The following is a 12,556-nucleotide window of genomic DNA, read 5'->3' on the forward strand; positions in this document are numbered from 1 at the left end:
TTTTTAACTTAATTATAAGAAGCAACTTGGGCCATACACTCGTTGGACAAACAAGGAGCCGGCACCCGCCAGGACTCCAACAACGAGGAGACCCACCATGAACCCGACCCGACGCCTGACCCGTCTTGCGCTGTCCGCCACGCTGGCCTGTGCCGCGCTGGCCCCGGCCCTGGCCAGCGCCGCCCAGGATTTCCCCCAACGCCCCATCACGCTCGTCGTGCCCTTCGCGCCCGGCGGCAGCGTGGACATCGCCGCGCGCCTGATCGCCGACGCCTGGGGCAAGACCCTGGGCCAGAGCATCGTGGTGGAAAACCGCGCCGGCGCCTCCGGCAACATCGGCATGGCCTCGGTGGCGCGCGCGCGGCCCGACGGCTACACGCTGGCCATCAACACCATGTCCCTGGCGATCAACCCGTCGCTCTTCAAGGACATGAGCTTCGACACGCAGAAGGACCTGCGCGCGGTGGGGGCCGTGGCCACCTCGCAGCACGTGCTGACCGTGACATCCAGCCTGCCCGTCGACAACGTACAGGCGCTGCTCGACCATGTGCGCGCGCAACCCGCCAACGCGCTGAGCTTCGGTTCGGCGGGCACCGGCAGCACCTTCCACATGGCGGCGGAACTCTTCAAGTCGGTATCGAACACGCAGATCCTGCACGTGCCCTATCGCGGCGGCGGCCCGGCCATGCTCGACACCATCAGCGGCCAGGTGCAGATGAGCTTTCCCGTGCTGTCGGCGGCCAAGCCCCAGGTGGACGGCGGCAAGCTGAAGGCGCTGGGCGTCACCGGCACGACCCGCTCGCCGTTGCTGCCTGACGTGCCCACCATCGCCGAATCGGGCTTGCCCGGCTACGAATTCAACACCTGGTTCGTGGTGAGCGCGCCCGCCGGCACGCCGCAGTCCGTGATCGATGCCTTGAACGGCAAGCTGGCCGAGGCGCTGCGCACGCAAGCCGTGTCGCAACGCATGCAGCGCGAAGGCTTCGAACCGCTGATCAAGTCGCCGGCCGACACCGACGCCCTGGTCAACGAGGAGGTCGTCCGCTGGGCCGGCATCATCGAAAAGGCCGGCATCGTGGCCACGCCCTGATCCCTTCCCGCGCCGGGCCGCAGGGGACCGGCGCCTCTCTGTTGAAAAAAGGAAATCCCATGCCCGGGATGACGCTCTACGACAAGCTGGTGGCGAGCCACACGGTCAGCCGCCTGGACGCCGAGCACGTGCTGCTCTATGCGGACCTGCACATCATGAACGAGTACACCAGCCCGCAGGCCTTCAGCGGCCTGGCCGCACGTGGCGCATCCGTGCGCAGGCCCGGCCAGCAGCTGGCCGTGGTGGACCACGTGATTCCCACGCATCCGGTCCCGGTGCCGGTGCGCGTGATCCACGACGACCTGTCGGCCAGGCAGGCCGATAACCTGGGCGTGAATTGCGACAGGCACGGCATCACGCTCTTCGACACCAACAGCCCGCTGCAAGGCATCGAGCACGTGGTGGCGCCCGAGTTCGGCATGATCCTGCCCGGCATGGTGGTGCTCTGCGGCGACAGCCACACCACCACCTATGGCGCGCTGGGCGCCTTGGGCTTCGGCATCGGCACGTCCGAGGTGGAGCACGTGCTGGCCACGCAGGCGCTGGTCTATCGGGTGGCCCGCAACCTGCGGGTGCGCGTCGACGGGCGACTGCCCGAGGGCGTGACGGCGAAGGATCTCGTCATCCATGTGGTTCATCGCCTTGGCGCGCAAGGCGCGCGTGGACACGCCGTGGAATATGCCGGCAGCGCCATCGACGCCCTGAGCGCCGAGGCCCGCATGACCCTGTGCAACATGACGGTGGAAGCCGGCGCGCGCGCCGCGCTGATCGCCCCCGACGCCACCACGCTGGCCTACGTGCGCCAGCGGGCGCCGGATCTCGTGACCGACGCGGCCTGTGCCTACTGGCGCACGCTGCACAGCGACACGGACGCCGTCTTCGACATCGAGCACGTCTTCGACGCCGCCACCTTGGCGCCCTATGTCACCTGGGGCACCAGCCCCGACCAGGCGCTGCCCGTGGACGGCCGCGTGCCCGATCCCGCCAGCGAACCCGACGCGCTGGCGCGGCTGGCGCTGCAGAAGGCCGTCGACTACATCGGCCTGCCGCCCGGCACGCCCATCGCCGGCGTGCCCGTGGAACGCGTCTTCATCGGCTCGTGCACCAATGCGCGCATCGAGGACCTGCGCAGCGTGGCGGAGGTCGTGCGTGGCCGGAAAGTGTCGCCGACCGTGCGCGCCATGGTCGTGCCCGGCTCCGGCGCCGTGCGCCGGCAGGCCGAAGCAGAAGGCATCGCGGCCCTGCTGATCGAGGCGGGCTTCGAATGGCGCCAGCCCGGCTGTTCGATGTGCCTGGCCATGAACGACGACGTGCTGCGCGACGGCGAACGCTGCGCCTCCACCACCAACCGCAATTTCGAAGGCCGCCAGGGACGCGGCGGCCGCACGCACCTGATGAGTCCCGCCATGGCCGCCGCGGCCGCGCTGGCCGGCCGCATCGTCGATATCCGCCAGAAGGACTCACAGTCATGAGCAACGCCAGCATCGCCGCCATTGCCGCCCCGCTGCCATTCAGCAACCTGGACACCGACCAGATCATGCCCAAGCAATTCCTGCGCATCATCGACAAGGCCGGCCTGGATCGCGGCCTGCTGTACGACCTGCGCTTCGACGCGCAAAGCGCGCCGCGCCCGGACTTCGTCCTGAACCAGGACGCCTACCAGGGCGCGGGTGTGCTGGTGGCCGGCCCCAACTTCGGCTGCGGTTCCAGCCGCGAACACGCCGTGTGGGGCCTGCAGCAGTTCGGCATCCGCGCCATCATCGCGCCCAGCTTCGGCGAGATCTTCTATTTCAACGCGCTGAACAACGGCCTGCTGCTGGTCACGCTGGCGCCGGCCGAGGTCGAGTCCCTGATCGCACGCGTGGCAACACCCGCCACGAATCGCGTGGAGATCGACCTCTTCGCGGGCACGGTCACGGCCGGCGATTGGCGGGCCGGCTTTACACTCGGCGAACGCCACCGCCGCATGTTCGCCGACGGGCAGGACATGGTCGGCGCGACCCTGGCGCAGCAGCAGGACATCGATCGCTTCGAGGCCGCGCACTGGCAACGCCAGCCCTGGACCCGCGACATCGTGCTGCGCGCCCGGCAACGCCTGGACGCCGAGGAGCTCTCCGCATGAGCCATGCCCTGTTCGACCTGCCCGTGCAACGCATCACGGCCAACGGCATCACGCTGGCCGCGCGCATCGCGGGCGACGGCCCGCCTTTGCTGCTGCTGCACGGCCACCCGCAGACCCACGTCATGTGGCACCGTGTCTGGCCGGAACTGGCCAGGCGCCACACTTGCGTCGCCGTTGACCTGCGGGGCTATGGCGACAGCGACAAGCCGCCCGCCACGCCCGACCACGCGCACTATGCCAAGCGCGTCATGGCGCAGGACATGGCCGCGCTGATGCAGGGGCTGGGGCACGCCCGGTTCGCCGTGCTGGCCCACGACCGCGGCGCGCGCGTCGCCCACAGGCTGGCGCTGGACCATGCCGGCCAGGTCACGCGGCTGATGCTGCTGGACATTGCGCCCACGCTGGACATGTATGAAGGCACCACGCAGGCCTTCGCGCGCGCCTATTACCACTGGTTCTGGCTGATCCAGCCCGCGCCGTTGCCCGAGACGCTGATCGAGCGCGACGGCGGGTTCTATGTGCGCAGCATCATGGGCGGGCGGCCGGGCGGCCTGGCTCATTTCTCGCCTGAAGCGCTGGCCGAGTATCAACGGTGCGCGCAACTGCCCGGCTGGGCCACGGGTGTGTGCGAGGACTACCGCGCCTCGGCCTTCATCGACCTGGACCACGACAGGGCCGGCCGCGTGGCCGGTGAGCGGCTGACGCAGCCGCTGCGCGTGCTGTGGGGCGCGCGCGGCGCGGTGGGCGCGAACTTCGACGTGCTGGCGTTGTGGCGCGCGATCGCGGACGATGTGTCGGGCGAGGCATTGCCCGCGGCGCATTACCTGGCGGAGGAAGTGCCTGACCTTGTATTGGCCCAGGCCAGGGACTTTCTGGGCTGAGCAGCGGACCGGCGCTGCTTGTCCGGCAGCATTACGCGCCAGGCCGCGCCGCCTTCTGCAACACCCCATCCAGCGCATTGCCGAACGCCCGCCGGTCGGCCTGGCTGAAGGCCGAGGGTCCGCCGGTTTCCACGCCCACGCTGCGTAGCTCTTCCATCATGTCGCGCATTGCCAGGCGTTCACGAATGGTGTCCAGCGTGTAGCGCTCGCCGCGCGGGTTGATCACCATGGCCTGCTTGTGCAGCACTTCGGACGCCAGCGGAATGTCGTTGGTGATGACCAGGTCGCCGGCCTGGACGTGTTCGACGATGTAGCTGTCGGCCACGTCGAAGCCGCGCGGCACCTGTATCGCGCGCAGCCAGGGCGAGGGCGGCGTGCGCAGCATCTGGTTGGAGACCAGCGTCACGTGGCGCTCCCAGCGCTGCGCCGCGCGGAACAGGATTTCCTTGATGACGACGGGACAGGCGTCCGCGTCCACCCATATCTGCATGGGGGTCAGGCCTTCAACGCGTCGGCCAGCAGCGTGTTGACCAGCTCGTTGACGGGCACGCCGTCCGCGTCGGCGCGCGCGCGCAGCGCGTCGATCAGGGGCTGGCGCAGCTTCACCGGGAAGGAAACCAGCCCAGCGGCCTGGTCCAGCTTGCGCTGCTCGCGGCGGTCGGGCGCGGCGGCGGCGCCCGGCACGCGGCCGGGCGGCACGGCGGCGTTCATCCTGCCCACGATCTTCAGGGCTTTGTTCTTTTCGAGGTCGGTCTTTTTCATGGCGGATCCGGGAAACGCGGCCGGACGGATGCCCGGCGCGTGGTGCGTGCTTGTACCACAGGCCAGGCCGCGCGCGCTCAGCCGCCTTGCCCCTTGACCAGCGCCACCAGCGGCGCCACCGCCGGATTGCCCGACGCCGCCTGCACGGCCAGCACCACCAGCAGTTCCGGCGCGCCCTGCAACGGCAGTGACGTCACGCCCGGCGCCAGCTCACTGCACAAGGACGCAGGCACCAGCGCGATGCCCAAGCCTTCCGCCACCAGGCGGATGATGGTGTGCTGCAAACGTGGCTCCAGGATGATGCGTGGCGGGACCCCACCCGACTGGCAATACGCCAGGATCGCCGCGCGCAGCGTCGGCACCGCCGCCGCCGGCGCGGCGATCAGGTCCTCTCCCGCCAGATCCTTCGGCCCGACGCGCTTGCGCCCCGCCAGGGCATGTCCGGACGGCACGATGAGCCGCAGCCGGTCCCGCAGCAGGGGCAAAGCTGTCAGCCCGGGCGGCAGGGGCGCGTCGAAAGTGATGGCGGCATCCAGCTTGCCCTCGCGCAGCATCCCGTCGATGTCGGCCGGCGTATTTTCCTCCAGCACCAGCCGCACGTCAGGCCGTAGCGCCACATACCGCCGCACCAGCTTCGGCACCACACCCTGCGCCGCGTGCATCATGAACCCCAGCCGCAGCTCGCCGGTCTTGCCCTCGGCCACCAACCGGGCATCGCGGCAGGCGGCATCGAATTTCGCCAGCACCGCCCGCGCATCCGCCAGGAAACGTTGCCCCGCCGGCGTCAGCGCCACGTTGCGCGAATTGCGCGCCACCAGTGTTGCGCCCAGTTCACGTTCCAGCGCCGCGATCTGCCGGCTGAAAGGGGGCTGGCTCATGTTCACGCGCGCCGCGGCGCGTCCGAAATGCAGCGTTTCGGCCAGCGCAACGAAATAGCCCATCTGGCGGCTGTCCATTCAATGCCCCTGAAGTATCGATCGCATCCAAAATAGCATTGGATGGCATCGATGCGGGAATGCTAGCGTTGCGCCTTCGTTTTCCGCGCCCCCGTTTTCGTCATCCTGCTGCAAATGCTTGCCAATCTGCTTGTCGTCCTGCCGGTATTCGCCCTGATTCTCACCGGCTGGATCGCGCGCCGCAGCGGCGCGCTCGGCCCCGCCGCCACGCGCGAGGTCAACCGCCTGGTGGTCTACCTGGCCCTGCCCGCCCTGCTTTTCGACATCATGGCCAATGCCAGCCTGGAACAGGTCTGGCAGCCGCGCTTCATCCTGGCTTTCGCGCTGGGGTGCGCGCTGGTCTTCTGCCTGACGCTATGGTTGCGTATCCACCAGGGCGCCAGGCTGGCCGACGCGGCCATCGACGGGCTGAACGCCAGCTATGCGAACACGGGTTTCGTCGGCTTCCCGCTGGTGCTGGCGCTCATCGGCGAAAGCGGCATGGGGCCGACGCTGGTCGCCACCATCCTGACGGCCTGCGTGCTGTTCGCCATCGCCATCACCCTGATCGAAGCCACCAGGCAAAGCGGCGCCCGGCGACGCGACATCGTGCGCAAGACGCTGTTCTCGCTGGCGCGCAATCCGCTGCTGGTTGCCCCGGTGGCAGGCGCCGTGGTGCTGCTGTCCGGCTGGACGCTGCCCACGCAGGTCAACGCCTTCCTGTCGCTGCTGGGCGGCGCGGCCTCTCCCTGCGCACTGATCGCACTGGGTCTTTTCCTGGCCGGCACCGCCCCGCAGGCCTCGGCCCCGCAGGCGCGCACGGCCAGCATGCTGATCGGCATGAAGCTGGTGGCGCAGCCCGCCGCCACGTGGGTCATTGCCGGGCCGTTGCTGGGCCTGCCGGCCGTGGCCACGCACACCGCGGTGCTGCTGGCGGCGCTGCCCACCGGGACGGGTCCGTTCATGATCGCCGAGCTGTACCAGCGCGAGGCGCTGCTGACGAGCCGCGTGGTGCTGGTCACCACGGCCTTGTCGGTGGCGACACTGCCGCTGGTGCTGGCGCTGGTGGGCAGCTAGTGTGCTGTCAACGCGAAAAGGCCCTAGGCCGGGCGGTCTGTCCTGTCCAAGACGGAGGAGGTCTCGGACGTCATCGCGGAGGCCCTATCGATACACCGCAGCACCGGCGACAGGAACCCCAGCAGCATCACCAGGCCACCCACGGTGCCCAGCACGACGAACAGCCAGCGCGCGCCCAGCACATCGCCCAGCGGCGTCGCGATGGCCAGTCCCACCGGCGCGGCGAACCCCATCAAGGTCGTCAGCAGCGACAGCACCCTGCCCTGCAGTTGATTCGGCACCGTCGACTGCAGCAGCGCCATGAAGGGCGCGTTGCCCATCACATATGCCACCGAGCTTGCCACCCACCAGCACACCGCCAGCCAGAACATGTCGCGGGGCGCGGCCGCCGTCAGCGCAAGGGTGAAGCACGACAGTGCGAAGCCCCACAGCACCCAGCGCACGCGACGCCTCGGCGCCAGTGCCGCCATCGCCAGCCCGCCGGCGATCATGCCTGCGCCGCCCAGGCTTTCGACCAGCGCCACCTGCGGCGCGCCGCCGCCGAAATGCGTCTTCACCAGCAGGGGCAGCAGCGTGAACAAGGGCATGATGACCAACACAGCCGCCGTCAACAGGCCATACAGGCGGCGCAGCGCCGGATCATGCCAGACCGTGTCCACGCCTTCCTTGAATTCGCGCCACAGGCTGCGCCGCTGCCCGCGGTCGACCTGGGGCTGTGGAATGGCGAAGAAGAATAGCGGCAGGATGCCCAGCAGCGCGGTCATCACGTCGATGCTCAAGGCCCAGCCGATGGGCATGACGCTGATGGCCAGCGCACCCAGCGGCGCGGCGCCCACGGTCATGATGCCGAAGAGGGATTGGTTCAGCCCCGCCGCGCGCGAGAGGAAGCTGCCCGGCACCAGCATGGCGGTGCTGGCCGCGGCGGCCGGCTGCTGGAAGGCCTGCATGGCGCTGCGGATGGCCATCATCACGTACAGATGCCACAACTGCACGCTGTCGGTCAGGAAGAGCACGATCAGCACGGCCATGCACGCGGCGCTGATCACGTCCGCAACGACGAGGATCAGGCGACGGCTGTAGCGGTCGGCGAACGTGCCGCCCAGCGGCCCCAGCACCGCCTGCGGCAGCAGCGCGGCCAGGCCCGCCGTGCCCAGCGCGCCCACGCTGCCGGTCGTATCGGTGATCCACCACAGCAGCACGAACTGCGTCAATGCCGACCCGATCAGCGACAGGGCCTGGCCGATGAAGATGCTCCAGTAGCGCAGTTGCCACGGAGAATTCGGCGCAATGATGGGCGTGCTCGTCAACGTCGTCTCTGGGTCCACAAGGGGTTGCGGCGCAGTGTATCAACGTGGCGTGGCACGCCCGCGAAATCCCCTACGCGCCAGCGGCGCAGCGCAGACCGATCTGACGGTGCCCCTGCGAGGATTCGTTGGAGAAGCCATTGCGATGGCTGGCGGTCAGCGTCTCGGGACGGTTGTCGTACTGGTAATCGCCGCCGCGGGTCACGCCGGACCTCTCCTTGTCAGGGCGACGGTGCGCGTCGCAATCGCGCTTCGGCGGATACGCGTGCATGCGTGCATCGATGACCTGGCCGCGCATTTGCAGCGGCCGGATGAGGAGTCCTGGTGAGGCGCCCGGCGTCGTGGCATAATTGAAAACGATTCCCATTTAAATCCATACGCCCTCTTCCGCCGTGGACCCGCAACTCGCCAGGAACACCCGGTTCACCAGCATTTATCGCGCAGACCAGCCCTGGCTGGAGCTGCGCCTGCGCGACGGGTTGCGCAACCGCGAAGACGCCCAGGACATCGCCAGCGAAACCTTCACCCAGCTGCTGCAGGCGCCCGCGCTGCTGCAGCTGCAGGAGCCGCGCGCGATGTTGCTGACCATCGCCCGCCGGATCACCTGGCGGCTGTGGCGCAGACGAGAGCTGGAGCAGGCCTGGCTCGACACGCTGCGCCTGCTGCCCGAGCCCACCGCGCCTTCGGCCGAAAGCCGCTACCAGACCCTGCAGGCGCTGCAGACCCTGGATGCCGTCCTGGACGGCCTTTCCGGCAAGGCTCGCATGGCGTTCCTGTACAGCCAGCTCGACGGCATGACGCACGCGGACATCGCCGCGCGAATCAAGGTATCGCCCACGATGGTACGCAAGTACATCGCCCAGGCCTTGCGCCGCTGCTGCGAGGCCTTCGAGGCATGAGCCCCACCGCGGTTGCCGCGCGGGAAGCCGCGATCGCCTGGCAGATATGCCTGTCGAGTGGCGACGCCACCGATGCGGACCGCCGCGCGTTCGAGCGCTGGCTGGCGGCCACGCCGCTGAACCAGCAGGCCTGGCGGCATCTGGAAGCCGCGCTGGGCAAGGCATTGCTCGGCCTGGAGCCCGGGCTGCTGTCGGCCACCGCCCCGCTGCGCCAATCGCTGGTCGGGCCACGCAACGCCATGCGGCGCAAGCTGGGACGCCTGCTGCTCTTCGCGGGTGTCATCGGTGGCGCGGGCGTGGGGGCGGACAGGCTGGTGCCCTTGCGCTACGTGGCATCAGGCATCGTGACCCGTACAGGGGAACGCCGGCGCATCGTCCTGCCCGACGGCAGCCTCATGGAGCTGGATGCCCGCAGCGCCGCCACGCCAGCCTTCTCGGACCGGCAGCGCGTCGTGAAACTGGAGGCGGGCGCGGGTGTGTTCTCGCCCGCCGACCTGGCCGGCGCGCCCGCCCTGCGTGTCCAGACCGTGCACGGCGAAGCACGCGTCCTGTCAGGCAGCGCCATGGTGCGTTGCGACGATGCGCGCGCCCTGTGCGTCGCCTTGGCAGGGGCCACCGAGATCGTCCTGCCTTCGGGCCGGACGCACAGGCTCCAGGCGGGCGGAAGCGCCTGGTTCGGCCAGCACGGCCTTGCCGTCGGCGCCGCCCAGCCCCACGCCGCCGCCTGGCGAAACGGGCAGCTCGAGGTTTACGATGAACCCCTTGCGCAGGTCGTGGCAGCGCTGTCGCGCTACCGTGCCGGCTGGCTCCGGGTCTCGCCCGAAGCCGGCGCGTTGCGGGTCACCGGACTCTACGCGCTGGACGACACGGACCGCGCCCTGGCGTCCCTGCGCCACACCCTGCCGATCACGGTGACGCGCTATGGCGGACTGGTCGTCATGATCGACCGTGCCACCCGCCAGGCGTAGACGCGCAATTATTTTCCTCGGACGGTGTTTTTTTCCCGGCCTCGTGACACATACATGGGAAGCGTCTTCACGCACGCATAGACGCACCAACGGAGTTTTCCCATGCATTCGCCCCTGGCCCCCGGCGTGGCCATCCTCGCCACCACGATCGCCGCCGCGCTCTCTCTCTCGCCCACGTCCGTCCATGCCCAGGCCAGCCCGGCCGTCCGGCAGTACGACCTGCCCGCAGGCCCGCTGGCCGTCACGCTGACCCAGATCGCCCGGCTGAGCGACGCCTACATTTCCTATCCGCCCGACCTGGTCGCAGGCAAGGACGCGCCCGCCATCTCCGGCCTGTTGACCCTGGAAGAAGCGACCCGCCGGGCGCTGGCCGGCAACGGGCTGGCACTTGCCGTGGCGGGCGACGGCACGCTTACCCTGCGCCGATTGCCCGACCAGGGCGCGGCCACGACCCTGGCACCCGTGCAGGTCGAAGGCAATCTCCCAGGCAACATCACCGAAGGCACCGGCGCCTACACGACCGGCCCCATGGGCACCGCCACCAAGCTCCCGCTGACCGCGCGCGAAACCCCGCAGTCCGTCAGCGTGGTGACGCGCCAGCAGATCGAGGACCGCGGATTCCAGACCCTGGACGACGTCGCCCGGGACGCCACGGGACTGACCACGCGGCAGTTCGGCGGCGGCGAGCGCACCCAGTTCTTCACGCGCGGCTTCGAGATCACCTCGTTCCTGGCCGATGGCGTTCCGCTGGCCTACGACTACGACTCGCAGGGCGTGGCCACCATGGCCATGTACGACCACATCGAGATCCTGCGCGGGCCCGCGGGCCTGATGACCGGCGCCGGCAATCCCTCCGGCACCCTCAACCTGGTGCGCAAGCGCCCCGGTGCAACGCCGCAGTTCTCCGTCACGACCAGCCTGGGCAGCTGGGACAACTACCGCGGAGAGATCGATGGCGGCGGCGCCCTGAACCAGAGCGGGACCGTGCGTGCGCGCGGGGTGGTGGCCTACCAGGACAGCGACACCTTCAAGAAGGCCTACGAACACCAGCGCCAGCTGTACTACGGCACCCTGGAGTGGGACCTGGGCACGCGTACCACGCTGAGCGTCGGCGGCTACTACAACCGCGAGGACAATCCCGGCGCGGACTGGAACGGCCTGCCCACGCGGCGCGACGGCAGCTTCTATCGTTTCCACCGATCGACGCGGCTGACACCCGACTGGGCCTACTGGGACAAGGAAAGCACCAGCCTCTTCGCCGAAGTCGACCATCGCTTCGCCAACGGCTGGACCGGCAGGCTGACCGGCCGCACGCTGAAAGCGCGCATGGACATGCTAGGCACGTATCTCTATCCGCTGGAGGATTCCGAGAACTTCGGCCAGGGCGGCGGCAAGTACCTGTACGAGAAAACCCAGTACAGCCTGGACGGCTACCTGAGCGGCCCCTTCACGTTGCTGGGCCGCCAGCATGAGCTGGTGCTGGGAGGAAGCCTGCGCAAGAACCGGGATGACGACGGCCCGGGCGGCTGGCCCACCGATTACAACGAGATCGTCGACCCGCTTGCCTGGGACTCCAGCGCGGTGCCGATGCCGGCGTTCACGATGCCGTGGTCCCGCAAGGGCCACCAGAAGCAGGCCAGCGGCTATGCCACCACGCGGCTCAGCCTGGCCGACCCGCTCACGCTGATGCTGGGCGCGCGCGTGGACACCTATGAATACGAGATGACGCTGCGCTCGGGCGCCTTCGTTGGCCACGACAGCTACAAGGTCAGCAACGAGATCACGCCGTACGCAGGCATCGTCTATGACCTGGACGGCCGTCACTCGGTCTACGCCAGCTGGTCCAGCATCTTCCAGCCCCAGGAATACCTGTCCGCGACGGGCGCGCTGCTCGACCCGGTCAAGGGCCGCAACCTGGAGGCAGGCGTCAAGGGCGAATACTACGACGGCCGGCTGACGGCCAGCGCCGCCGTCTTCCAGATCAACCAGCGCAACCTGCCCAGCGCCCTGGAACGCGCCCTGTGCGCCAATCCTTCGATGGATTGCTACGCGCAAGCCGGCGAAGTGCGCAGCCGGGGCGTCGAGTTCGAGCTGGCCGGCGCGCTGATGCCCAACTGGCAGATCACGGCGGGCTATACCTACAACGTCTCGAAGTACCTCAAGGACTCGGACGCCGGCCAGGCAGGCCAACCCTATGACACGCAGACGCCCCGCCACCTGTTCAAGGTGTCGACGATGGTGACGCTGCCCGGCGACTGGAACGCCTGGCGTATCGGTGGTGCGGCACGCACCCAGAGCCCGATCAGCCGCCCCCAGTATCGCGTCCGCCAGCCTGGCTACACCGTGTTCGATGCCGTGGTCGCCTACCAGGCCAGTGCCAACCTGGACCTGCGCCTGAACGTCTACAACCTGTTCGACAAGTACTACTACCAGGCCATCGGCAGCACGCAGGACAACAACCACTTCGGCGCGCCGCGGTCTTTCCTGCTGACGGCGAAGTACACGTTCTGAGCGGAAC

13 protein-coding genes are annotated in these 12,556 nt (G+C 68.9%); 8 read left to right on the forward strand and 5 right to left on the reverse strand.

Annotation, left to right across the window (positions count from 1 at the left end):
* Positions 1 to 97: 97 nt before the first annotated feature.
* The 4 genes from ODI_RS17770 to ODI_RS17785 are packed head-to-tail and all read left to right on the forward strand — an operon-like array spanning position 98 to position 4,093.
* Entirely contained in the window at positions 98 to 1,090 is a 993-nt protein-coding gene (locus ODI_RS17770; protein WP_067748763.1) for a tripartite tricarboxylate transporter substrate binding protein, read from the forward strand.
* 59 nt (positions 1,091 to 1,149) lie between these two features.
* Complete coding sequence (leuC, locus tag ODI_RS17775) at positions 1,150 to 2,562, forward strand: 3-isopropylmalate dehydratase large subunit (RefSeq protein ID WP_067748761.1); 1,413 nt, start codon at positions 1,150 to 1,152, stop codon at positions 2,560 to 2,562.
* The gene (gene leuD / locus ODI_RS17780; RefSeq protein ID WP_067748759.1) at positions 2,559 to 3,212 is read left to right on the forward strand and encodes a 3-isopropylmalate dehydratase small subunit; all 654 of its coding nucleotides are present in this window, start codon (positions 2,559 to 2,561) and stop codon (positions 3,210 to 3,212) included. The genes leuC and leuD overlap by 4 nt, the downstream gene beginning before the upstream one ends.
* Positions 3,209 to 4,093, forward strand: coding sequence for an alpha/beta fold hydrolase (locus ODI_RS17785; protein WP_067748756.1), 885 nt, complete (start codon positions 3,209 to 3,211; stop codon positions 4,091 to 4,093). Before leuD ends, ODI_RS17785 begins: the two co-directional genes overlap by 4 nt.
* A 31-nt stretch (positions 4,094 to 4,124) precedes the next feature.
* Here ODI_RS17785 and ODI_RS17790 read toward each other — a convergent pair whose 3' ends face one another.
* The 3 genes from ODI_RS17790 to ODI_RS17800 form a co-directional block, all read right to left on the reverse strand.
* Positions 4,125 to 4,583 (reverse strand): YaiI/YqxD family protein, encoded by a 459-nt coding sequence (locus tag ODI_RS17790; protein WP_067748754.1) that lies wholly within the window; start codon positions 4,581 to 4,583, stop codon positions 4,125 to 4,127.
* Between the two features lie 5 nt (positions 4,584 to 4,588).
* The gene (locus ODI_RS17795; RefSeq protein ID WP_067748751.1) at positions 4,589 to 4,855 is read right to left on the reverse strand and encodes a hypothetical protein; all 267 of its coding nucleotides are present in this window, start codon (positions 4,853 to 4,855) and stop codon (positions 4,589 to 4,591) included.
* Between the two features lie 77 nt (positions 4,856 to 4,932).
* A complete protein-coding gene (locus tag ODI_RS17800) occupies positions 4,933 to 5,811 on the reverse strand; it encodes a LysR family transcriptional regulator (RefSeq protein WP_067748748.1) in 879 nt (292 codons plus the stop codon).
* A gap of 114 nt (positions 5,812 to 5,925) precedes the next feature.
* Here ODI_RS17800 and ODI_RS17805 point away from each other — a divergent pair, with 114 nt between their 5' ends.
* Positions 5,926 to 6,867, forward strand: a complete 942-nt coding sequence (locus ODI_RS17805; RefSeq protein ID WP_067748745.1) for an AEC family transporter — start codon at positions 5,926 to 5,928, stop codon at positions 6,865 to 6,867.
* Positions 6,868 to 6,890: 23 nt separating this feature from the next.
* Here ODI_RS17805 and ODI_RS17810 read toward each other — a convergent pair whose 3' ends face one another.
* Positions 6,891 to 8,174, reverse strand: a complete 1,284-nt coding sequence (locus tag ODI_RS17810) for an MFS transporter (protein ID WP_231968086.1) — start codon at positions 8,172 to 8,174, stop codon at positions 6,891 to 6,893.
* A gap of 70 nt (positions 8,175 to 8,244) precedes the next feature.
* Entirely contained in the window at positions 8,245 to 8,538 is a 294-nt protein-coding gene (locus ODI_RS17815) for a hypothetical protein (protein WP_067748742.1), read from the reverse strand.
* Between the two features lie 25 nt (positions 8,539 to 8,563).
* On the opposite strand from ODI_RS17815, the gene ODI_RS17820 reads away from it, so the two are divergent.
* From ODI_RS17820 to ODI_RS17830, 3 genes are all read left to right on the forward strand, one after another.
* Complete coding sequence (locus ODI_RS17820) at positions 8,564 to 9,070, forward strand: sigma-70 family RNA polymerase sigma factor (protein WP_098020936.1); 507 nt, start codon at positions 8,564 to 8,566, stop codon at positions 9,068 to 9,070.
* Positions 9,067 to 10,038, forward strand: coding sequence for a DUF4880 domain-containing protein (locus ODI_RS17825; RefSeq protein WP_067748736.1), 972 nt, complete (start codon positions 9,067 to 9,069; stop codon positions 10,036 to 10,038). Before ODI_RS17820 ends, ODI_RS17825 begins: the two co-directional genes overlap by 4 nt.
* A 102-nt stretch (positions 10,039 to 10,140) precedes the next feature.
* The gene (locus ODI_RS17830; RefSeq protein WP_067748733.1) at positions 10,141 to 12,549 is read left to right on the forward strand and encodes a TonB-dependent siderophore receptor; all 2,409 of its coding nucleotides are present in this window, start codon (positions 10,141 to 10,143) and stop codon (positions 12,547 to 12,549) included.
* The last annotated feature ends 7 nt before the right edge of the window (positions 12,550 to 12,556 follow it).

It is taken from the genome of Orrella dioscoreae (assembly GCF_900089455.2).
GTDB lineage: Bacteria > Pseudomonadota > Gammaproteobacteria > Burkholderiales > Burkholderiaceae_B > Orrella > Orrella dioscoreae.